This window comes from Shewanella morhuae, from assembly GCF_900156405.1.
Taxonomy (GTDB): domain Bacteria; phylum Pseudomonadota; class Gammaproteobacteria; order Enterobacterales; family Shewanellaceae; genus Shewanella; species Shewanella morhuae.
On the sequence record NZ_FTNN01000006.1, the window covers coordinates 164,077 to 186,201 of the forward strand.

A 22,125-nucleotide genomic window follows, 5' to 3' on the forward strand; every position below is an offset into this window, starting at 1 on the left:
GGTTCGATTACATCAAGCTATTAAATTAACATTATCACTTCGTTTCAGCAGCGGCTTTACGGGCTTGATGCAATTTTTTATAGCTTTCAATTAATCTTAAATGCGGCTCAATCCCCTCAAGCTGCATGCTAGTCTTCGTTAGACCGTAAAAACGCACTTTACCTGTGACTGAACCAACAACATTCTCCATCACTTCGACGCCAAACATGCGGTTGAAGTTGTGCATAAAGTCATCCAGCACTAATTCGTCATCTAAGGTGATTTCAAGCACAGCATTAACTGCTTGATAAAACAAAACACGCTTCACAGTGTTGTCGTTAAATTGCAGGAACTCACCGACCAACTCTATTGCATCTTCATGTGCGCCTAATGCCAAATAAATCAAAATCTTAAGTTCAATGATCGTTAGCTTACCCCACACAGTATTTTCATCAAATACAATGCCAATCAGGGTGCGGATATCCGTGTAATTATCGAGCTGGCTTTCTTCTAAGCGATTGACCAAGTTGACTAACTGCTTTGTGCTCAACGAGTGTAGATTTAAAATATCTTCACGATAGATAAGTGACTTATTGGTGTTGTCCCAAATCAAATCATCAACCGGATAAACCTCAGAGTAATCAGGTACTAAAATTCGGCATGCCGATGCACCTAAAGAGGTAAATTCAGCAATATACACCTCTTTACCTAGCGTTTCTAAAATACCAAACAGGCCGCTAGCTTCTTGCTCGGTTGTGCCAGAGAAATCCCATTCACAGAATTCATAATCGAATTTACTGCTAAAGAAACGCCATGAAATCACCCCTGTTGAATCAATAAAATGCTCAACAAAGTTTTCAGGCTCACTCACCGCCATGCTATTAAAAGTCGGCTTTGGCACATCGTTTAAGCCTTCAAAACTGCGGCCTTGCAGTAACTCAGTTAAGCTACGCTCTAATGCCACTTCAAAGCTTGGATGCGCGCCAAAGGAGGCAAATACGCCGCCCGTTTTCGGGTTCATCAAGGTTACGCACATCACGGGGAATTGGCCGCCGAGTGAAGCGTCTTTGATCACCACAGGGAAACCTTGTTCTTCTAAGCCCTTGATACCGGCAAGAATGCTTGGATACTTTTCCAACACCTGCATAGGTACATCTGGCAGCACAATTTCTTGCTCGATAATTTGACGCTTCACCGCGCGCTCAAAAATTTCCGACAGACACTGCACATGCGCTTCTTGCAAATTATTGCCCGCACTCATGCCGTTACTTAAAAATAAGTTTTCAATCAGGTTCGATGGGAAGTAAACCGTTTCACCATCGGATTTACGCGTATAAGGGATGGCGCAAATACCGCGAGCTTTGTTACCTGAGTTGGTATCTATCAAGTGCGAGCCACATAGCTCATCGTCTGGGTTATAAATCTCTAAACAATAGTCATCTAACATACCCGCTGGCAGGGCATCGTCTTCTTCTAACGCAAACCACTTTTCATTGGGATAATGCACAAATTTGCTATTGGCGATTTCAGTCCCAAAGAATTGATCATTATAGAAAAAGTTGTTATTTAAACGCTCAATAAACTCACCGAGCGCCGAGCACAGCGCACTTTCTTTAGTCGCACCTTTACCGTTGGTAAAACACATTGGCGAAGCGGCGTCACGAATATGCAGTGACCAAACATTGGGTACGATATTGCGCCATGAGGAGATTTCAATCTTCATCCCAAGGTCAGCCAACATACTCGTCATATTGGCAATCGTTTGCTCTAGCGGTAAATCTTTACCCAAAATAAAGGTGCTAGAGGCATCCAACGGCTGCCCCATCAACATCGCATTGGCATCTGCATCGAGGTTTTCAACGGTTTCAATCTTAAATTCTGGCCCAGTTTGTACCACTTTTTTAACGGTACAACGGTCAATTGAGCGCAAAATACCTTCGCGATCTTTAGCCGAAATATCATCGGGTAGCTCAACCTGAATCTGAAAAATCTGGTTGTAGCGATCTTCTGGATCGACAATATTATTTTGCGACAGCCTGATATTATCCGTTGGAATATCGCGAGCTTTGCAATAGACCTTCACAAAATAGGCCGCGCAAAGTGCTGATGATGCTAAAAAATAATCGAACGGACTAGGGGCAGAACCGTCACCTTTATAGCGGATCGGTTGATCGGCGGTAACGGTAAAATCATCAAACTTGGCTTCAAGTCTAAGATTGTCGAGAAAATTAACTTTGATTTCCATTGAATATGATTTCCACTAAATAGGCGAGTCTGTAGCCGCCCAGTTACCAAGGCACGTCATTGGTAATGAGTCGTTAGGGGGGAATTATCGGTGTTTTTAGCCCATTAGTCTTGGGTTAATTATGTTAACAACGACAATGTTGGCATTTGTAGCGCAAGTTATGCTTTTAGTCAGCACCTTAGTAAACCAAAAAACGCGCAACAACGTATTACACATAACTAATCAACTGAGTAGAAATTACGATGTTTTCAATATTTAAATCAAACCCGTTAAAAAAGCTCAACCAGCGTTATGCCGCCAAACTTGAGCAAGCTATGCACGCACAAAGAAAAGGCGATATTAGAGCTTATTCAATGCTAACAGCTGAAGCGGAGCAAATTGAAAATCAAATAAAGGCAGTAGAGTTAACTAATAAATCAGGCAGTTAATACCACCTGATTATTATAGTTGCCTTAAACCACGGCTCAGTATTTGATAGGTTGTAATTACTGGGTTTTAAACATACCGAGTTGCACGACTATTTTTTCTGTTACTTGGCTCAAATGTTGGCCCTGCTGCTCAAGCTCAGCGCAGTCATTTGCATTAGAGCTTGAGAGTTCTTTTAATACCTCAATTTCTTTTGCGACATGGCCAACAAGTTGATTAATATATTGAATATCAACATTATCATTTTTATTGCCCTGCCCGATAAGCGTTAATATCCCATTGATATTCTCACAGGCTAACGCTAATTCTGACTGACTTGCGGTGGTGTAATCCGACAGCGAAGTGATAGCAATTGATTGCGATCGCATTTGTTCACCGGCATCCAGCACAGCCTCAGTGATGCCAGCAATAATTTGGTTAATCTCATCAAGACTGGCTTGGGTCGATTTAGCCAGATTTCTCACTTCGTCGGCAACCACGGCAAAACCGCGTCCATGCTCACCCGCTCTGGCTGCTTCAATCGCGGCGTTTAAAGCCAGTAAGTTAGTTTGATCAGCGAGGTTGTCGATAACTGACACTACGGTTTCAATTGATTTTGTCTGTTCCGATAAGGCATTAAACTTATTTTGCAGCCTATCATTACTCTCAATATATGAGCCTAAATCGGTCACCATTCGGCCCATAGTATGGTTAGAACGTAGTAAACCCGCTTGGGTTTTTTCAACCTGTGTACGGGTTTCTTCGGCTTTAGATTGTAACGTAATCGACGTTCTATCGAGGTTTTCAACTTGATCGGTTAAAAAGCTGACCCGATTATCTTGCTGCTGAATTCTGCGCGAAATATTTTGAGTCTTAGCTTTAAGTTGAATAGAAATCTCGTCGGAGGCGCTGGCTTGCTGTTGAATATCAATGAGCGCTTTTTTCACATTCTCCCGAAAGGCGTTAATCACACTCAATACTTTGCCCATCTCACTATTATATTGGCTATTAACTTCGCAGGGGACCGACAGATCTTTTCTTTCAAAATGCTTCATATAAAGGGTGACGTTTTTCAGTGAATCTACCCCCCAAAACTTTTCATCAATGTCATGGATAATTAAGAAAGCCACCACAATAAACTGGATAATTTGCGAGAATAAGGTATCAGTAAAAAATGCCGCATTAATAAAAAGTGCAATGGCGCCTAACCAGTGGATAAACCTCATTCGAATAAAGAGTGAACGCATGTAATTTGCCGCCTGTTAATTAAAAGTGAATGAATTAAGCTGAATATCAAAATTTAGGCTTACAATCTGAGCACACCCTGTTAAAAAGATCCCTTGTCATCATCGCTCATAAAGAGATAACTATTTATGAGTAGATTTACGGCCTATTTTTTTATAAAAAATACTCATCAGAAAAATAGCGCATCTCGCATATTCTTTAAGTAAACCGTAGCGTTACGTAAAGAATCGCGTGCACCTTATTATACCTTTTTGCTCCCTGATGTTGCACTACAGCCCAATCGTTATGGAATGAATGGTGAGTTTAAACGAGGTGATGCCAGTAATAAAATCGATGGAATAACAGGTATTATCAGCTACTTATAATCAACTAAATTATTTACAAAAAATAATCAGCATAGTTAACTTCTGGATGAAAACTCAAAAGAGATTTAGGTGTAAAAAAACCTAACGCCTCACCAAACTGACCATAAATCGAATAGCTTATACGAGCTAATCATGGTGCTCGGTTTCGCGAATAACGAGCAGATATGTGAGATACATTTTTGTTGGCAATGACAGCACCATCCCCAAAGCGACACATGCCGCACTAATCATTATGCCCTTAACACCCATTGCATCAATCGTTTCACTATAGTTATGTAAATAAATACCAAGTAATATCAGGCAAATGCCTATAGTGATGCAGATTTTTAAGATGAAAATTAACTTTTTATCCGTCATGGTTAGCACCTTAACTAGCAGAATAATCGACTCACAGATGAGCCAATAGATCCCTTTGGTTTGCTCATAAACTGGCTATCACCATAACGGTATCACAAATGTACAGTGCGCTATATTAAGATATGCTAAAGCTAAACGGCTATTGCGTTGCACAATATTGACAGCGGATAATCCAAAGGCGTCCGATTAACCCTTGTACCATTAGGTAAATAAACACACATAATGCGGGTGAGTGAAATTGAACAGCTTGGTTGTCACATTACAGCATTGAATACCTTACTGGCACCTCTTGCCGAGTTGCCCCCCAAAGAGGTATATCGCATATTTTGAAATCTTCGGAACATCAATCACATCCTTTCAAGTAAGCAAGCTGATAACATAAACTGGGTTTAACACATCAAATTAATAACAACTTTATTGAGTCGTATTATTAAAATTATGACTAATTGATAGGCTTTTGATGACGACAAATGAATAATAGAGTCACATCTCGACGGTAAAATAGTCATAGCGACTGCATCACAAAAAATAAACACATTAAGGTAGAAAAAATGGAAATTGAATGGGTGTTGGCGTTTGTATCCTTAGGACTTTTTGCCGGCTTTATGGCGGGGCTACTCGGCATTGGCGGCGGCGGGATTATGGTTCCTATACTTACCAGCATATTTTTGGCGCAAGGCATAGCACCGCAATATGTGGTGCATTTAGCACTGGGTACCTCAATGACATCGATTGTGATGACGTCAATATCGAGTACGCGGGCGCACCATGCTAGAGGCGGTGTGTTATGGCCCATTGTTAAAGCCATGGCGCCGGGCGTAGTGCTTGGCACCTTTTCGGCGACATTTTTAGCCGCGCGTATCAGCTCATTATATCTCGCCATCTTTTTTGCCCTCTTTATGGGTTACGTTGCGCTGAATATGCTGCGCCCCAAAAAAGCGGTTATCGTCCAGACAAAAGACATTAGTAACACAGAACTGCTCGCCGTTGGCGGCGGTATTGGTGCGATATCGGCATTAGTGTCAATTGGTGGCGGCTCGCTAACTGTGCCCTATTTAAACTCGCGAAATATCGAGTTAAAACGAGCCATTGGCACCTCTGCGGCGGTAGGTTTGCCTATTTCAGCAGCTGGAGCAATAGGTTACTTAATCAATAGCCAACCCCAACTAGAGTTACCTTTTGCAGTTGGTATGGTTTATCTGCCTGGTGTAATTTTGATTTCTATCGCCAGCTTTTTAACTGCACCACTGGGCGCTAAGCTCGCACATAAATTACCGGTCGCTATTTTGAAAAAGGTGTTTGCCGTATTGCTTATCTTACTGAGCGTCAAAATGATGTTGTCGGTAATATACGCCTAACTCTGGTTTAGGCGGGGTTTAGCAGAGAGGTTTAGACGGAGGGTTACGCGGTGATGTGGTTTAAGTGAGGGTTTGACCTAAAGCCTAAGCGAGTGCAATCAATCCGTAAAAATACGCAAAATATTAGCCGCGTGCTACTAAGTCTTACCGACTAATAGCCAATCAATAGTCGACTACCAAGAGTCGGCGTTAAAGCGTGCCAATCTGGCTTCTGTGATAGTGCATTGAGTCAACTGCATTAATTCACCCAAGGTGATTGCAGGGTTTTCAGTGATCAGTCGAATGAGCTTAGCCGCTAATGGCTCAAGTTTATCGGTATGTTGCAGCAGCGCCGTTGTCAGCTTTTGGATAAGGTAGCCAAACGCCCGCTCTGCTGTTTGGTTTGTTAATTGCTCAGCTTGTAGATGGGCGGTGCAAGATTGAATGTTAATCGCGCCGCCTACAATGCACCAATTCCTTGAACGACGAACGCGCTTAAGCTCGCAATCATATTGTTTGGCTATCGCTTGGGCTTGTTTAACTGTATCGCGCCCAATTCGATGAATAAGCGAAGGCAGCAAAATAGTAATATTGTCGGTCATGGAAGTATCGGTATAGCCTGCTCGCTAAAAACAATGCGCCAAAGTGTAGCCTGCCGTTAGCGGTTCTGAAACTAAAGAAAATAATCACCCCTCACACTATGACTAACACGGTTTATTTCGTGCAGTTAACGTCTTGAGCATCACGCTGCTATTGCCTACAATAGCGCACGCATTTTTTTCACGATAGATAACGACAGACCACGACTATGAACGACACAACTGCACAACCGACTTTACCCGATCGCCTTTCTGTTAACCCACGTAGCCCACATCATGTGGCTGAAATTTTCGAGTACGAAATTGGGATTAAGCTCAACGGCAAAGAACGTTTTGATGTCGAAGAATATTGCATAAGTGAAGGCTGGGTAAAAATCCCAACAAAATCATTAGACCGTCGCGGCCAACCACTAACCATGACAGTAAAAGGCACAGTTGAAGCGTTCTATCGCTAATACAAGTGTTATTACTGTTGATGTAGTGGCTAATAACATTAGGTCACTACTCTCAGGTTTCTCCAGCATTTTGGGCAGTCAAGTGTCACATGTAACGAGGGATTGGAGATATTAGGCGGGATTGATGAGGGGCCAAATAATAGCCCCTCGTTTTATAAACTTACAATGACATAATTATAAGTTTGACTTTTCAAACTCTTTTTTCGCTTCATCTTTAGCCATGCCATACTTTTCTTGCATCTTGCCTTGAAACTTTTCGAGATTACCATCAATTTCAAGTAAATCGTCGTCAGTTAATTTACCCCAATTCGCTTTAAGCGTACCCGAAACCTGTTTCCACTTACCTTGCACTATATCGTTATTCATAATGTTGATTCCTTGGTTAGTTAGAAAAATGCTAATGTTACCTTGTACTAAACATTTACACCTAAAAGCTAATCAAGTCCCATGCCAAAACGTAAACTACAGATTTATATGTAAAAATTTTGGCAACGCGAAAATGTAAACCTATTTCACGGTAATGGTTACATACAGGCGGGTAATTGTTTCAAATAGTCATTTGGCAATGATTAGTGCTGCTCGTCATTAGTCATAATAATGTCATCTAACAACCCGCCACTTTGATTGCAATGGTTTTTATTGAGCCCATTTGATAACAGAAATATAAACTCACTAATATTATTTACTTTAGATCCTCACTGGCAGTGCTTACACAAAAACGAAGAAAAACCGTGGTTAAAGTAATAAAGCTACAATCACTTAATGTTGAACCAATCGATTGCATGTTGCGGAGTAATCCGATAAACGATTTATAAGTTTTTGCTAAAAAAATCCGTCAATTTATCCCATGGAATAAGCGCGGTTCTGTCATACAAATCAACATGGCCGGCACCTTTAACATAGTAAAGTTCCTTTGGTTCACCCGCTAATCGGTAAGCGTCTTCACTAAACTCCTTTGAATGCGCTTTATCGCCAGTAATAAACAACATTGGCCGTGGTGAGATGGTTTCAATGTCGTTAAACGGGTAGAAGTTCATAAACTTTATATTGCTGGTCAGCGTTGGGTGAGTGGTTAACTGTGGTGACGAGCTTGCTGGCGTATATTCGCCCCGTGGCGTGCGATAAAAATCGTAAAACTCGCGCTGGATTGGATGGGTATCCTTATCTAACTGATGCACAGTCCCGCTGGTATATTGAATTTCACCGCCGCCGAACTCAACGTCACGCTGTTTCGCAGCGGCTATGATAAGCTTTTTACGTTGTTCAACAGTTTGTGAGTGGTTTAGGGCATGACGATTTACTGCGCCCATGTCGTACATGCTCACGGTAGCGATAGCTTTCATGCGCGGATCAATCTTGGCCGCACTAATCACAAAACTGCCACTGCCACAAATACCCAACACGCCGATGCGAGTACGATCTATCAGCTTATTTGTGCCCAGATAATCGACCGCAGCACTAAAATCCTCGGCGTAAATATCGGGCGAAACCGCATTACGGGGTTGGCCTTCACTTTCGCCCCAAAATGACAAGTCTAGCGATAAGCTAATAAACCCTTGTTCCGCCATTTTTGTGGCATATAAATTAGCACTTTGCTCTTTTACCGCGCCCATTGGATGACCGACGACTATCGCTGGATGAGTCATTTTTTTGTCGAGTTTTTTGGGGATAAACAGATTGCCCACAACCTCCATATTATATTGATTTTTAAATGTCACTCGCTGCATAGCCACGCTATCGCTTTGGTAGAAATTATCGGCGCCATTAGACATATCCTGCGCGAATGCAGGCAGGCTTGCCGTTGATAACAGGCCTAGCATGATTATTGTCTTAGTGATTTTATTTAAATTTTTCATATACATTGTAGGTTTCCTATTCTGAATCATCGCTATTTTGAGCTTGCTCTATTCGTACTTTGATATCACTGTCACCCATGAGGGCATCAACACTTCCATCTATCTGACCAAGGCGGATCAGTCCGCGCGAATAACCAAAGTCTTGATAGAAAAAGGCAAGGTTTCCCCACGGCGCAAAATACGCAATGTCGCCCACTTTGGGGGTATAACCGTCTGGCGCTGCTTTATTCGATAGCTTTGTCGGTAAATCAGCAATTTTCTCGGTGCCGTTATAATCCTCGAGCATAAGATCCAAAGGCAGCTGCTTGACGAAATCCCGAGCCGCCTGCGTGTTTTCAAGCGTTGCGGTTAATGTTGTGTCTGCGATGATAATGCGGATCTTTACTTCACTCTTTTTTGCAATCGGCATAGCCATAGACTCATTGTGTTGACTTGCTGACGCAAAGGTCGCAGCGGATGCGACCTGTATGCCAACCATTAACAGCCATAAAACCATGGGCATCCGTAAGGCCAAAATGCTTAAGCATCGCATACCCATAATTCACACTCAGGTTAAGGTTCAGCTAGCGTGCTAACGTGGCGTTGTCGATAACAAACCGATACTTCACATCGCCCTTCAGCATGCGCTCATAGGCGGTGTTAATCTCGTCGGCGCGGATCAGTTCAATATCCGACACTATGTTGTGCGCAGCACAAAAATCGAGCATCTCTTGGGTTTCACGGATCCCACCTATCATTGAACCCGCAAGGCTGCGGCGTTTCATGATCAGATTAAACGCATTGGGCGAAGGATGGTTTGTTGCTGGCGCGCCAACTAAGGTCATAGTGCCGTCGCGTTTTAATAGGCTTAAAAAAGCGTCCAGATCATGGGGAGCTGCAACGGTATTCACAATCAAATCTAAACTCTGCAGATGCTTGGCCATTTCATCGGCATTTTTAGAAACCACCACTTCGTCAGCACCCAAGGCTTTGGCTGCATCACGTTTAGATTCTGAAGTGGTAAACGCCACAACATGAGCCCCCATTGCATGGGCAAGCTTAATTCCCATGTGACCAAGGCCACCAATGCCAACAATACCGACTTTTTTACCCGGTCCCGCATGCCAATGGCGCAGCGGAGAATAGGTGGTGATACCCGCACACAGAAGCGGAGCCACTGCCGCTAATTGCGCTTGCGGATGACTGATACGCAGCACATAACGTTCATCAACCACGATTTGCTCCGCATAGCCACCGAGCGTATGCCCAGGCGCGTCATGGGTTGGGCCGTTATAAGTACCCACCATGTGATCGCAGTAATTTTCTTGATCATCACTACATTCATGGCAGTGCTTACAGCTATCAACGATGCAACCCACGCCAACCAAGTCACCGACTTTAAATTTTGAGACATGCCCGCCCACGGCGGTTACTCGCCCCACAATCTCATGCCCAGGAACGCAGGGATATAAGGTCCCCGCCCATTCCGAACGTACCTGATGGAGATCTGAGTGACAAACGCCGCAATAGTCGATGCTGATCTGCACATCATCCTCGCCGGGTAGGCGCTGTGTAATCGTCATAGGTTCCAGCGGTAAATGGCTGGCATGAGCGCCAAAGGCATTAATGGTCATAGTAAAAGTCCTTAATTATTGAGTATGAAGCAGTGGCGCTAGCTCTGAACGTTGGGTCCAATAAGCCAATAAAGCTGCCGCTACCAACAAGGTTGCACTCAGCAAAAATGTGCTGTGGTAACCATTAAAATCGAATAGTACACCGCCTAAGGTTGAGCCCAGCCCGATAGCCAATTGGATAACCGCCACCATTAAGCCGCCACCCACTTCGGAGTCTTCCGGCATCGTTCGCGCAAGCCAAGTCCACCATGCAACGGGCGCCGCTGTGGCAACGCCACCCCACAATACAAGCAGCGTTGTTACGGTAATACTGCTATCGCTAAACAGGATTAACGCTAAAGCAATTACCGCCATCACCAACGGAATAAAAATTAACGTACGGTAGAGATTGTTTTTCAAAAATAAACTGACTACAAGCGTCCCCATAAAACCCGCAACGCCCATCATCAGCAAAATTAACGATAAGCTATTGCTCTCTACATGGATAGCGGTTTCCAAAAACGGACGCACATAGGTAAACAGCGCAAACTGCCCCATAAACAACAGCACAATTGCTAACATTCCCAATCGAACCAAAGGTTTGTTTAATAGGGAAAAGACATTCGCTGAGCCAACAACACGTTTTTCAGGTTTCATCGTAGGCAAACTAAACCACATCCACACAAAGGCGATCAGTGCGACGGGCACTAAACCGAAAAAGGCGCCTCGCCAACCGATATGCGCGCCAAGGTAACTGCCCAGCGGCGCTGCAATCACCATAGCCAGCGCATTGCCACCATTGAATATTGCCAAGGCTTTAGGGATCTTTTCCCTTGGCACAAGACGAATTGCCGATGCACCAGACAAAGACCAAAACCCACCAATCACAACGCCAATTAAGCAGCGGCCCAGCATATAAATTGAGTAGTTGGGCGCATAAGCAATCACAATGCCCGATACCAGCATTAACGAGGTGAGCCCAAGTAGAAGTGACCTGCGATCCGTATCTTTAGCAATTGACGCAATACTAAGGCTGGTTAACACGGCAAAAAAACCCGATATTGCAATGCCCTGTCCGACCAATCCTTCGCTGACACTCAAATCAGTGGCAATCGGTGTCAGTAAACTAACAGGCATAAATTCTGAGGCGACCAAGGCAAACACGCATAACGACATCGCCAGTACGCCACTCCAATTTGCCGTTTGTTGTTGACTTGCTTGTTGAATGGCACAGCGTGGTTCTGACGTTTCGCATAGCTGAGTGGTCATTACATACCTATCAATGGTTAAAGTTAAATCTGATTGACTTTGTAGTCGCTATTGTTTCAAATGCACTGGAACCTTACTAGCTAATGAATGCTTATAGAGCTTATTAGCTCAGCTAATTAAACTGGTGTAAAAAACAGTATGATGAAACGGAATCTGAACGATCTTTTATGCTTCGTCACCGTCGCTCGTGAAGGCAGTTTTACCCGAGCCGCCGCCTTGCTCGGTGTCACTCAATCGGCGCTGAGCCAAGCAATAAGTGGTTTAGAAACCCGACTTGAAATCAGGCTGTTAACGCGCACCACTCGCAGCGTATCGGCGACAGAAGCAGGCGAACGCCTGTTAAATGCGATAGGTAATCGATTTGATGAAATTGAATCCGAGCTGGATGCATTAACAGCCATGCGTGACAAACCCGCCGGAACAGTCAGGATCACCTGCGGTGATTTCGTGCTGCGAACCTTACTACTGCCAAAACTGTCGCCGTTACTGCACAATTATCCCGATATCAAAGTAGAATTCGATGTAAATTATGGCTTTAGGGACATAGTGGCGGATCGCTTCGATGCTGGCATCCGTCTAGGCGATACCATAGATAAGGACATGATCGCGATCCCTATCGGCCCGCATCAAACAATGGCAGCCGTGGCGACCCCCGCTTATTTTGCACAGCATCCCATCCCCCAACACCCGCAGGATCTTATCGAGCATAACTGCATTAACATTCGTTTCCCGACCCACGGAGGTTTGTATGTATGGGAGTTTGAAAAAGACGGCAAGCAATTGAATGTGCATGTGGACGGCCAACTTATCTTTAATGCATCGCACCATATCGTCGATGCAGCATTGCAAGGCAACGGTATCGCATACCTACCAGAAGCAGAGTTTGAACCCCATATCAAAGCAGGGCGTTTAGTCAAAGTGCTTGAAGACTGGAGCCTATCTTTTGCCGGATATTACCTGTATTACCCCAGTCGCCGCCAACCCTCCCCCGCTTTTACCTTAGTCGCCGACGCGCTGCGTTTACGCTGAGATTTCCCCCTTCTACAAGTGGTAAATCACAACAGCAAGAACGGTCACTAACATGACCGCTTAGCTTTTGTGTATCTCGACTAAGGACTAATAAGAGTAAAGAGAAGAGATAAAGCTTAAACGACAATTAAGCAAAATATTACTGCACCATTTTTATCTGAGTTCTGAATTAAGCACTGTCACTCCAGTGACTCGCAGCAAGTACGTCCCTGTATGCTCGAACGTGGCATCCCTGCCACGGACGGTCACTTACATGACAGCACTTAATCTTGTTTAACTTCTGTGTATATCTGCGAGCTCGCAAGATCAAAGATAAAGCCTGAATTACTGCTTTCCTAGCTATCATTAAGCACTGTCACTCCAGTGACTCGCAGCAAGTACGTCCTTGTATGCTCGAACGTGGCATCCCTGCCACGGACGGTCACTTACATGACAGTGCTTAATCTTGTTTAACTTCTGTGTATATCTGCGAGCTCGCAAGAACAAAGAAAGAACTTAAAACACGACGCTACAAATAATGCCTGTCAGATCGTTCCTCCCGTGAATAATCTTGCTACAAGTCATTATTTAAAATACGTATTGTGATAAACATCATTGATTAAACCGCATAGAGCAGGTTAAAGTGTGACCGCTCAAGGAAAATGCAGGGCAAACTCGAACTCCATCATCGAGCACGCCATTTAAGGAAGAAGAAGCCAATCAGCTATATGCGCCCAAACTCTTAGCAGTCTACTCTGCCGCAACTTTCCAAAATAATAAGTTAATTTAATTAATAAGTTATGTCATAGAGTTAACTATTGACTCGCATTACTTCAGGGACGTAAATGACTGATTTCAACAACAGCATGTTATCCGTAGCGATAATACTCTCCAGCATGTTTGCCACTGTGGGTGTCATGTATGGTCTTCCTGTAACAAACTTTACTAGTGGGTATATGATAAAGATATGGCTCATCCTACAATACCAGCCAAATTTGGTTATTAGATTAACTTAAGTCATTATAACTTCAGAAATTTAATGCTTAGATTAAAAAAAAATCAGTATTATGGATAGACTTTTTACATCTAATGATGAGTTAGAAAAATATTTCAAAGTTGTAGGATAGGGAGATTCGATGCTTCATCAACACAAACCAAGAGAGCAAAATGGTAGAGATGCTTTTGGACGATTTAGGGCTCAAGCTAGATCCGCTGCAATAGCTTCTCTTTCAATACTAGAAAGAAACGGGATTGACCGTGTTTACTGCGATCTTCATGATGACTTTGTAGTAAGAGAAGTTAATGAACATGGATTTGGTTATATTTTTTATCAAGTAAAAACTAATAGTAAACAGAATCATAATTGGACACTAAATGAGCTTTTTGGTCTTTTAACTCAAAAGTCAAAAATAAACTCACAGAATGAATCGAGTATAAAGAATAGTTTTCTTGGTAAGATGCTATTACATACAATTATGTTTGATAAATACTGTAACGCCATTGTTTTTCAAACAAATATAAACAATCACGATGATGTTAATAGCTTACATCATGATATTTTAAATGGGAAGTTTGAAAATACGTTTTCGAACATTCTTGTTGGTAAATTTAATCAGATATACAGCAAAGAGGTTGGAGGAGATTTAACAGAGGAAAATATTAGAGAGAAATTATCTAAAATCAACTTTGAAACAGATGTTCAATATTTAAAGCTTACTGATGAAACTTTCGAATCTTTAGCTAGAGATAAAATTTACAAATTTAGTGAAATTGATCTTCATTACAATGAATCAAAAGAGATTTTACTTAAATTACTAGATTTGATTGAGAAAAAGTCTTCAGGCATTATTCATGAACTGACCATTGACTCGATTGAAGAAAAAGCAGCTATTTCGATAGATGATCTACTATCTGTTATGAGTATTTCTAAAGATGCATATGATACGTTAGCAGCAGGTGGTGATAATAAAGCGATAAAGAATGCTTCTATTATTCAGCGATTACTTACATCAGCTGGAGCTAGTAGTTTTCAAATTGAGTATTGTAGTCGCTGTAAGACAAATTGGGATCTATGGGTAAGAAATAATAGACATCCCATTCCAGAGTTTGATCTTCAATCAGTATTGAATATTATTCAATCAACTCTATCATCTATTATTAATCATGATAACAATATTAATATAAATCAATTAAGGACATTGGTTGCTAGTGCCAAAAAAAATCTTGAAGCAGAAGACCTACTTTTTGATCTAGATAGAGATCTGATTTTTGGTGCATTTTGGGCTGAAATTGTAAGGATTAAATCATGAACTTTGATGACTTCTTTAATAGTTTTCCCACTGAATCTATAAATCTTAATAGAAATCTATCTGATATTTATCATACTCAACTATTAAGTAATGAAGCCTTATTTCAACTCCCTTTAATCAGTGTAATTATATTACTTCTAGCAAAAGATAAGCGAAAACCTTTAGTATCTGAAATTGGTCAGTTAGTCGGTGAAAGTATCGAATCAAGCATGACTGGATTTAAAGGATCAGCACAACATATTGGTTGGTCGGCCAACTTAAGAATTAGAACAGTGAAAGCGCTGAGCTTTTTAGAGTTAACAAACTTAATTTCAGTTGATAAAGCAACTAATAAAGTTTTGATAACAGAACTTGGGAAAAAAGTGATATCAAAAGCTATTAACAATGATGATACATTATCATTTAACTTATCAAGAATTGCTAATTCATATAGAAATATATGTGTTGCAAAACAGCTAGACTTGGAGCTGGAATGAGATTATTAGACATAAAAATTTATCCCAACAATCAAAATGGCTGGGAATCTGATAAGTTAACTTTCGGTAAACATGTTACACAACTATATGGACCGAATGGTTGTGGTAAAACACCAATTGTACAATCAATCGCATTTTGTTTGGGTTACCCATGTGTTTTCAGAAATGACATTTATAATCATTGTAAGTATGTTGAACTGAACGTTGATTTTGGTCGTGGTGCCATAAAAATAAAGCGAGTTTATAGTCGTGATTTAGATATAACCGTTATTGATGAGTCTGGTCAAACAAAGCACTTTTATAATGAGAAAGATTTTTCAAAATTTATATTTGATAGACTTGGATTAAAAACAGACACATTGGTTTCTAATAGTAATATTGCTGCAAATGCATACATATCTTCATTGCTGCCCATATTCTACCTCGATCAGGATGATGGTTACTCAAAGCTCTATTGCCCGCCAACAAGTTTTATCAAAGATCAATTTTCTGAAATGATGAGAATTATTTTTGAGCTTCCGGTAAAAAATTCATTTAACGTCAAAAAGAAACAGTTAAATGCAAAAAACAATTTAGAATCCCTTGACAGACGAGTAAAAAACTCATTATCAAGACTAGAAATCGCTCAGCAATCCGCTAAAAATATTCTGACAAATTATAAAGAAATCTCACATGAAATATCTACTCTTGAGAATGAGCTAGAAGCACTAAAGTCTTCTGGAGCGACTCATGATGATTCAGTCGTTGCACTTGATCGAATAATATATAGTCATCGAAAAGATATTCGTAAAGTGACTGAAGAAATATATGCCATTCAAAGTAGAACTTCAGGTATTAATCAGATTGTAAATGAAATCAATATCGAAATCGAAACATTAAATATGAATGAAGAAGCTCGAAGAGTATTTCTTTCATTTAATGAGATTTGTGGTTCTGGTTCTTGTCGCTTATTTTCATCTAGCTCTGAATCTTATAGTAAAAACTTACTCTATCTAAAAGATCAAATTAAAGATTTACAACGAAATGCTGATACTGACCTCGTCAGACTTCAAGATCTGGAATTACAAAAAAATCAGTATAACCATACAATTGAAAGCATCACTTATGAAAGAAAGAAGCTCACGGGTAAATCAGAGATGTCAGCTTTAGTTGATTCAATCTCTGAAATTAAGAATCGTATCTTTTCACTTCAGGGACAAAGAGATGAACTCGACTCACTAATCTCATCAGAGAAATATCACATTGAAACACTTAATCAAAGAGATAAAGCTTTAGAAGTCTATCAATCTTATTCAACAGACAGGACTCGCCTATCTTCTATCTTAAAATTAAGATCTCAATTAAGAGAGCTAGTAATAAAATGGCTAAATATTATTCACACAAGTAATATAAGCTTAGATATAACATTTAAAGATGATTTCATTCCTGTGTTAGGTACAGAAAACATTTCACAACTAAAAGGTAGTACTAGAATTCGTGCCGTTTTAGCATATCACGCAGCACTTATAGAGTTGATGGCTATAAATTCTAGATTGTTTTTTAAAATATTAATTTTAGATACACCTAAACAACATGAAATCCATAATGATGATTTAAATAGGTATATGGTGGAATTGAAATCGGTATGCATTCAGTATGATATTCAAGTAGTATTTTCTACAACAGAGTACCACTATGATGGTGATAGTGATGATATTGATTGGACGCCTCAATTTTCAGGAAATGAACAGCTTATGTTCTTAAATCAACAAGGTTAATATTATTAATCAAGATTTTATATTTTTAACTTTGATGTATTCAAAAAAATACAAAAACCGTTACACCAGATTAGGCATTGTTGCACCAGTGACCTTCTAAAACATGGGTGTTTTAGTAGAGCCTACGGCAGGTAACAAAAAAGCGACCTTTCGGTCGCTTTTTAATGCTTCAAATTCGCTGAAGCTAACTACACCATAATTGCGTTGCTGGCGAAGCTAATGCAAGGCGGATTGAAAGCTTTCGCGCGGAGTTGACTCCTGTCAATGAGCACGAAAGCTGAGATTCAACGCCGCAGTAGCTAGCCTAAGCAGCAATTATTACTCGTAGTCTGATAACGGAGCACACGAACACATCAAGTTGCGGTCGCCATACACATCATCAATACGATTCACGGTTGGCCAGAACTTGTTAGTGCGTACTGCTGCACTTGGGAACACGGCAACTTCGCGGCTATATGGACGCGTATCAAACTCAGGATCCATGATATCGGCCATAGTGTGCGGTGCGTTGTGCAGCGGGTTGTTGTCCACTGGCCATTCGCCCGATTCCACTTTGGCGATTTCAGCGCGGATTGACACCATAGCGTCGATAAAGCGGTCAAGCTCCACCTTAGACTCAGATTCCGTCGGCTCAATCATCAGGGTTCCCGCAACAGGGAAACTCATGGTTGGCGCATGGAAACCGTAGTCGTTCAAACGCTTAGCGATATCCATTTCGGTTACGCCTGAGGCTTCTTTCAGTGGACGCAGGTCGATAATACATTCGTGCGCCACGCGATCGTTACGGCCACGGAACAATACTGGGTAGTGTTCTGACAGCTTTTTCATCATGTAGTTAGCATTTAGCAGTGCAGTTTGCGTTGACTGTTTAAGCCCCTGCGTACCTAACAGCTTAATGTACATCCAGCTGATAGGCAGAATGCCAGCACTACCGTAAGGTGCGGCTGATACAGCGCCGTTGTTATCGCTTATCTGACCCGGTTTAACCACCACATGACCCGCCACGAATGGCGCTAAATGGGCTTTTACACCGATTGGGCCCATACCTGGGCCACCGCCGCCGTGAGGAATAGCGAAGGTTTTGTGTAGGTTAAGGTGTGATACGTCAGCACCGATAAAGCCTGGAGTCGTTAAGCCTACCTGCGCGTTCATGTTGGCGCCGTCTAAATACACTTGGCCGCCATGCTGATGCACTATGTCGCAAATTTCGCGGATAGATTCTTCATACACACCGTGGGTCGATGGGTAAGTGATCATGATGCAAGACAGATTTTCAGCCACTTCAGCAGCTTTAGTCCTCAAATCGTCTAAATCGACGTTACCTTGCTTATCACACGCAGTCACAATCACTTGCATACCCGCAAGTTGCGCTGATGCAGGGTTAGTGCCGTGGGCAGATTGTGGGATCAAACAAATGTTTCGGTGCGCATTACCACGTGACTCATGGTATTTTTTGATGGCTAACAAGCCCGCGTATTCACCTTGAGCGCCTGAGTTAGGTTGGATACACACAGCGTCGTAACCTGTGATGTTCACTAACCATGTCGACAATTCTTCAATCAGCTGAGTGTAACCTTTAGCTTGATCCAGCGGGCAGAATGGGTGCATGTTGGCAAATTCTGGCCAGCTCACTGGTATCATTTCAACCGCTGCGTTTAACTTCATGGTGCATGAGCCCAGTGAAATCATCGAGTAGTTAAGTGCTAAGTCTTTGCTTTCGAGACGTTTGATATAACGCATCATCTCGGTTTCACTTTGATAGCGATTAAACGTTGGGTGACTTAAAATCGCATCTTGGCGCACTAATGCAGCAGGAATCGACTGGCTACCTTGGCTAACAATTTGCGCGTCTAACGCGGCTACATCTAAGCCATGGTCAGCGCCTAAAATCACCTCAAACAGTGCTTCGATATCTGAGCGCAGTGTGGTTTCGTCAACACTCACGCCTACAATGCCATCGGCATCGAAACGTAGGTTCATTTCAGCAGCCAGTGCGCGTGCGTTCACGGCAGTAACATCTAAGCCTTTGATGCTGATGGTATCAAACCAAGTGCTGTTGACTAAACTCACGCCCTTAGCTTGTAAACCTGCCGCTAAAATGTCGGCAAAGCGGTTGATGCGTGACGCGATGGTTTTTAAGCCATCTGGGCCGTGGAATACAGCGTAGAAAGACGCCATATTGGCTAACAAAATTTGTGCAGTACAAATATTTGAGTTGGCTTTTTCGCGGCGAATATGTTGCTCGCGAGTTTGCATTGCCATACGCAGGGCGCGGTTACCACGGGCGTCTTTTGACACACCTATGATACGACCCGGCATTGAACGTTTGTGCTCATCACGGGCAACAAAGAAAGCCGCGTGTGGACCACCAAAACCCATTGGCACGCCAAAACGCTGCGCGCTACCAAATACTACATCGGCGCCCATAGAGCCCGGTGATTTCAGTAATACCAACGACATAATGTCGGCGGCTACAGTCACAATCACGTTCTTGGTACGCAAAGTTGCGAATAATTCGGTGAAGTCAGTGATGTGGCCTAAGCGGTTAGTATATTGGAACAAAGCACCAAACAGCTCGTAGTTCACGGCATCCTGCGCTGGGCCCACGATGACATCAAAACCAAAACACTCAGCGCGGGTTTTCACTACGTCTAAGGTTTGCGGGAACACATCATCGGCAACAAAGAAGGTATTCGATTTTTTCGCTTTCGACACCCGCTTTGCCAGCGCCATGGCTTCGGCTGCGGCGGTCGCTTCATCTAACAAAGACGCGGAGGCTAAATCTAAGCCCGTTAAGTCCATCGACACTTGTTGGAAGTTAAGAATGGCTTCTAAACGACCTTGGGCGATTTCAGGCTGGTAAGGCGTATAAGCCGTGTACCAACCGGGGTTTTCAAATACGTTACGCAGGATTACGTTTGGCACTTGGGTGCCGTAGTAACCCATGCCGATATAGCTTTTAAAGACTTGGTTTTTATCTGCTAGACCACGGATATAGGCGATACCTTCGGCTTCACCGCAAGAATCACCAATGCTTAAATCTTGGCTTAAGCGAATCGATTCGGGCACGATTTGCGCGGTGAGGTCTTCGAGAGACTCAGCGCCAACAAAATTGAGCATCGCTTGTTGTTGGTGGCTATCAGGGCCGATGTGACGACGTAGGAATAAATCGTGCTGTTCTAACTGAGTGAGGGTTTGCTTGGTCATGATAAACCTTGTTCCAGATTTGCCGAAACTCAGAACTGTAGGGTACTGATTAACGGACTGTTGTTATGTCAATCTTGTGCTAAAACAAACAAAGCCCCTCAGGGCTTTGTTAACACCGACGATTACTCTTCGTCGATTACCGCTTGGTAGCCTTCGGCATCTAGCAGCGCATCGATGTCTGATTCGTCAGAAGGCATCACGCGGAAAAACCAGCCTTCGCCGTAAGCATCACTGTTAACCAGCTCAGGAGAATCCTCTAGGGCAACGTTTACAGCAATCACTTCGCCAGAAATAGGCGCATAAATGTCAGATGCCGCTTTGACTGATTCCGCTACCGCGCAGTCTTCACCTGCGGTAACAGTATCGCCAACTTCTGGAAGCTCTACGAAAACCATGTCGCCTAACAGCTCTTGGGCATGATCAGAAATACCTACTGTGTAGCTACCGTCGGCTTCTTTACGGATCCATTCGTGTGAAGAGGCGTATTTCAGTTCTGTCGGAATATTGCTCATTGTTATTGTTCCTTGTTCCTTGTTCCGTTTTTTTAAAATGCTGGTTTACCGTTACGCACAAAGCTTGGCGCGACTACTTTAACAGCCACACGCTTTTTACGCATTTCAACTTCTGCCGTATCCCCAATTGCATTAGGGACGCGCGCCAACGCAATAGAATAGCCCAAGGTTGGCGAGAAAGTACCGCTGGTGATCACGCCTTGGTGCTCAATACCGGCAGCATCAGTGAAAAATACAGGCATATCATGGCGTAGCACGCCTTTTTCTTCCATCACTAGGCCGACTAATTTGTCGGTACCCGCCGCGCGCAGTGCTTCTAAGGCGCTACGGCCAATAAAGTCACGCTCGATAGGTTCCCATGCAATGGTCCAGCCCATGTTGGCGGCCAATGGGTTGATGGTTTCGTCCATATCTAAGCCGTAAAGATTCATACCGGCTTCAAGACGCAGAGTGTCACGCGCACCCAGACCACAAGGTTTAACCCCTTGCTCTAACAGTGCTTGCCACAAGGCCTCTGCTTCATCTTCTGGGACAATAATTTCGTAACCCGCTTCGCCGGTATAACCCGTAGTGGCAATAAACAGCGAACCCGCTTGCTTACCGAAGAAAGGTTTCATACCTTCGATAGCGGCGTTTTGCTCGGTGCTAAACACGGCAGCGGCTTTCGCTTTAGCGTTAGGGCCTTGTACGGCGATCATTGATAATTCAGGACGTTCAGTCACAGTGACATCAAAACCTTGGGCTTGTTTAGCAATCCAAGCGAGATCTTTTTCACGGGTGCCTGAGTTAACGACTACGCGGTAATGCGTATCGGTAAGATAATAGGTGATGAGATCATCTATAATGCCCGCATTTTCATCTAACATGCCGGCGTATAAGGCTTTACCTGGAACTTTAAGCTTAGCCACATCGTTTGCGAGCAACTTACGCAAAAATGCACCAGCATCATTGCCCATCACATCAACCACTGTCATGTGGGAAACGTCGAACATACCCGCGTCTTGACGCACGGCGTGATGTTCTTCGATTTGTGAGCCATAGTTGAGCGGCATGTCCCAACCGTGGAAATCAACCATCTTAGCGTTTGATTCTATGTGCTTGTTAAACAGAATAGTTTTGTTAGCCATTGCTATCCCTTTTTGCGGCCTTTTT

The 22,125-nt window shown here is 42.8% G+C and carries 19 protein-coding genes; 7 read left to right on the forward strand and 12 right to left on the reverse strand.

Annotated elements, in window-relative coordinates; translation table 11 throughout:
* Positions 1 to 34 precede the first annotated feature (34 nt).
* Entirely contained in the window at positions 35 to 2,224 is a 2,190-nt protein-coding gene (locus tag BW947_RS09315) for an OsmC domain/YcaO domain-containing protein (protein ID WP_076498833.1), read from the reverse strand.
* Positions 2,225 to 2,466: 242 nt separating this feature from the next.
* On the opposite strand from BW947_RS09315, the gene BW947_RS09320 reads away from it, so the two are divergent.
* The gene (locus tag BW947_RS09320; protein ID WP_076498836.1) at positions 2,467 to 2,652 is read left to right on the forward strand and encodes a DUF6435 family protein; all 186 of its coding nucleotides are present in this window, start codon (positions 2,467 to 2,469) and stop codon (positions 2,650 to 2,652) included.
* A gap of 57 nt (positions 2,653 to 2,709) precedes the next feature.
* On the opposite strand, the gene BW947_RS09325 is transcribed toward BW947_RS09320, so the two are convergent.
* Together BW947_RS09325 and BW947_RS09330 are read right to left on the reverse strand one after the other, a co-directional pair.
* Positions 2,710 to 3,876: a methyl-accepting chemotaxis protein gene (locus BW947_RS09325; protein WP_076498838.1), complete on the reverse strand. Its 1,167-nt coding sequence runs from the start codon at positions 3,874 to 3,876 to the stop codon at positions 2,710 to 2,712.
* A gap of 489 nt (positions 3,877 to 4,365) precedes the next feature.
* Entirely contained in the window at positions 4,366 to 4,596 is a 231-nt protein-coding gene (locus BW947_RS09330) for a hypothetical protein (protein WP_076498840.1), read from the reverse strand.
* 551 nt (positions 4,597 to 5,147) lie between these two features.
* Here BW947_RS09330 and BW947_RS09335 point away from each other — a divergent pair.
* Positions 5,148 to 5,954, forward strand: coding sequence for a sulfite exporter TauE/SafE family protein (locus BW947_RS09335; RefSeq protein ID WP_076498843.1), 807 nt, complete (start codon positions 5,148 to 5,150; stop codon positions 5,952 to 5,954).
* A gap of 173 nt (positions 5,955 to 6,127) precedes the next feature.
* On the opposite strand, the gene BW947_RS09340 is transcribed toward BW947_RS09335, so the two are convergent.
* Positions 6,128 to 6,535 (reverse strand): ribosome recycling factor family protein, encoded by a 408-nt coding sequence (locus tag BW947_RS09340; protein ID WP_076498845.1) that lies wholly within the window; start codon positions 6,533 to 6,535, stop codon positions 6,128 to 6,130.
* Between the two features lie 206 nt (positions 6,536 to 6,741).
* Between BW947_RS09340 and BW947_RS09345 the strand changes: the two genes are divergently transcribed.
* A complete protein-coding gene (locus BW947_RS09345; RefSeq protein WP_076498848.1) occupies positions 6,742 to 6,987 on the forward strand; it encodes a DUF3297 family protein in 246 nt (81 codons plus the stop codon).
* A gap of 174 nt (positions 6,988 to 7,161) precedes the next feature.
* Here BW947_RS09345 and BW947_RS09350 read toward each other — a convergent pair whose 3' ends face one another.
* From BW947_RS09350 to BW947_RS09370, 5 genes are all read right to left on the reverse strand, one after another.
* Positions 7,162 to 7,353, reverse strand: a complete 192-nt coding sequence (locus BW947_RS09350) for a CsbD family protein (RefSeq protein ID WP_076498851.1) — start codon at positions 7,351 to 7,353, stop codon at positions 7,162 to 7,164.
* 443 nt (positions 7,354 to 7,796) lie between these two features.
* A complete protein-coding gene (locus BW947_RS09355; RefSeq protein WP_076498853.1) occupies positions 7,797 to 8,849 on the reverse strand; it encodes an alpha/beta hydrolase in 1,053 nt (350 codons plus the stop codon).
* A 10-nt stretch (positions 8,850 to 8,859) separates the two neighbouring features.
* Positions 8,860 to 9,339: a cyclophilin-like fold protein gene (locus BW947_RS09360; RefSeq protein WP_076498856.1), complete on the reverse strand. Its 480-nt coding sequence runs from the start codon at positions 9,337 to 9,339 to the stop codon at positions 8,860 to 8,862.
* Between the two features lie 67 nt (positions 9,340 to 9,406).
* Positions 9,407 to 10,456: an NAD(P)-dependent alcohol dehydrogenase gene (locus tag BW947_RS09365; RefSeq protein ID WP_076498859.1), complete on the reverse strand. Its 1,050-nt coding sequence runs from the start codon at positions 10,454 to 10,456 to the stop codon at positions 9,407 to 9,409.
* Between the two features lie 15 nt (positions 10,457 to 10,471).
* The gene (locus BW947_RS09370; RefSeq protein ID WP_076498862.1) at positions 10,472 to 11,704 is read right to left on the reverse strand and encodes an MFS transporter; all 1,233 of its coding nucleotides are present in this window, start codon (positions 11,702 to 11,704) and stop codon (positions 10,472 to 10,474) included.
* Between the two features lie 138 nt (positions 11,705 to 11,842).
* Here BW947_RS09370 and BW947_RS09375 point away from each other — a divergent pair, with 138 nt between their 5' ends.
* The 4 genes from BW947_RS09375 (at position 11,843) to BW947_RS09390 (ending at position 17,254) form a co-directional block, all read left to right on the forward strand.
* Positions 11,843 to 12,733, forward strand: a complete 891-nt coding sequence (locus tag BW947_RS09375) for a LysR family transcriptional regulator (protein ID WP_076498865.1) — start codon at positions 11,843 to 11,845, stop codon at positions 12,731 to 12,733.
* Between the two features lie 1,115 nt (positions 12,734 to 13,848).
* Complete coding sequence (locus BW947_RS09380; protein ID WP_076498868.1) at positions 13,849 to 15,021, forward strand: dsDNA nuclease domain-containing protein; 1,173 nt, start codon at positions 13,849 to 13,851, stop codon at positions 15,019 to 15,021.
* Complete coding sequence (locus BW947_RS09385) at positions 15,018 to 15,497, forward strand: hypothetical protein (protein ID WP_143562224.1); 480 nt, start codon at positions 15,018 to 15,020, stop codon at positions 15,495 to 15,497. Before BW947_RS09380 ends, BW947_RS09385 begins: the two co-directional genes overlap by 4 nt.
* Positions 15,494 to 17,254 carry an ATP-binding protein gene (locus BW947_RS09390; RefSeq protein WP_076498871.1) on the forward strand — a complete coding sequence of 587 codons (1,761 nt, stop codon included), beginning with the start codon at positions 15,494 to 15,496 and terminating at the stop codon, positions 17,252 to 17,254. Before BW947_RS09385 ends, BW947_RS09390 begins: the two co-directional genes overlap by 4 nt.
* A 318-nt stretch (positions 17,255 to 17,572) precedes the next feature.
* On the opposite strand, the gene gcvP is transcribed toward BW947_RS09390, so the two are convergent.
* The 3 genes from gcvP to gcvT form a co-directional block, all read right to left on the reverse strand.
* Positions 17,573 to 20,461, reverse strand: coding sequence for an aminomethyl-transferring glycine dehydrogenase (gcvP, locus tag BW947_RS09395; RefSeq protein WP_076498874.1), 2,889 nt, complete (start codon positions 20,459 to 20,461; stop codon positions 17,573 to 17,575).
* Between the two features lie 122 nt (positions 20,462 to 20,583).
* Positions 20,584 to 20,973: a glycine cleavage system protein GcvH gene (gene gcvH / locus BW947_RS09400; RefSeq protein ID WP_076498877.1), complete on the reverse strand. Its 390-nt coding sequence runs from the start codon at positions 20,971 to 20,973 to the stop codon at positions 20,584 to 20,586.
* 32 nt (positions 20,974 to 21,005) lie between these two features.
* Complete coding sequence (gene gcvT / locus BW947_RS09405) at positions 21,006 to 22,100, reverse strand: glycine cleavage system aminomethyltransferase GcvT (RefSeq protein WP_076498880.1); 1,095 nt, start codon at positions 22,098 to 22,100, stop codon at positions 21,006 to 21,008.
* Positions 22,101 to 22,125 lie beyond the last annotated feature (25 nt).

Bases quoted from the DNA above. Each gene is read 5' to 3' on its own strand.
- BW947_RS09315 (WP_076498833.1), bottom strand. From the start codon at position 2,224: ATGGAAATCAAAGTTAATTTTCTCGACAATCTTAGACTTGAAGCCAAG.
- BW947_RS09320 (WP_076498836.1), top strand. From the start codon at position 2,467: ATGTTTTCAATATTTAAATCAAACCCGTTAAAAAAGCTCAACCAGCGT.
- BW947_RS09325 (WP_076498838.1), bottom strand. From the start codon at position 3,876: ATGCGTTCACTCTTTATTCGAATGAGGTTTATCCACTGGTTAGGCGCC.
- BW947_RS09330 (WP_076498840.1), bottom strand. From the start codon at position 4,596: ATGACGGATAAAAAGTTAATTTTCATCTTAAAAATCTGCATCACTATA.
- BW947_RS09335 (WP_076498843.1), top strand. From the start codon at position 5,148: ATGGAAATTGAATGGGTGTTGGCGTTTGTATCCTTAGGACTTTTTGCC.
- BW947_RS09340 (WP_076498845.1), bottom strand. From the start codon at position 6,535: ATGACCGACAATATTACTATTTTGCTGCCTTCGCTTATTCATCGAATT.
- BW947_RS09345 (WP_076498848.1), top strand. From the start codon at position 6,742: ATGAACGACACAACTGCACAACCGACTTTACCCGATCGCCTTTCTGTT.
- BW947_RS09350 (WP_076498851.1), bottom strand. From the start codon at position 7,353: ATGAATAACGATATAGTGCAAGGTAAGTGGAAACAGGTTTCGGGTACG.
- BW947_RS09355 (WP_076498853.1), bottom strand. From the start codon at position 8,849: ATGTATATGAAAAATTTAAATAAAATCACTAAGACAATAATCATGCTA.
- BW947_RS09360 (WP_076498856.1), bottom strand. From the start codon at position 9,339: ATGGTTTTATGGCTGTTAATGGTTGGCATACAGGTCGCATCCGCTGCG.
- BW947_RS09365 (WP_076498859.1), bottom strand. From the start codon at position 10,456: ATGACCATTAATGCCTTTGGCGCTCATGCCAGCCATTTACCGCTGGAA.
- BW947_RS09370 (WP_076498862.1), bottom strand. From the start codon at position 11,704: ATGACCACTCAGCTATGCGAAACGTCAGAACCACGCTGTGCCATTCAA.
- BW947_RS09375 (WP_076498865.1), top strand. From the start codon at position 11,843: ATGATGAAACGGAATCTGAACGATCTTTTATGCTTCGTCACCGTCGCT.
- BW947_RS09380 (WP_076498868.1), top strand. From the start codon at position 13,849: ATGCTTCATCAACACAAACCAAGAGAGCAAAATGGTAGAGATGCTTTT.
- BW947_RS09385 (WP_143562224.1), top strand. From the start codon at position 15,018: ATGAACTTTGATGACTTCTTTAATAGTTTTCCCACTGAATCTATAAAT.
- BW947_RS09390 (WP_076498871.1), top strand. From the start codon at position 15,494: ATGAGATTATTAGACATAAAAATTTATCCCAACAATCAAAATGGCTGG.
- gcvP (WP_076498874.1), bottom strand. From the start codon at position 20,461: ATGACCAAGCAAACCCTCACTCAGTTAGAACAGCACGATTTATTCCTA.
- gcvH (WP_076498877.1), bottom strand. From the start codon at position 20,973: ATGAGCAATATTCCGACAGAACTGAAATACGCCTCTTCACACGAATGG.
- gcvT (WP_076498880.1), bottom strand. From the start codon at position 22,100: ATGGCTAACAAAACTATTCTGTTTAACAAGCACATAGAATCAAACGCT.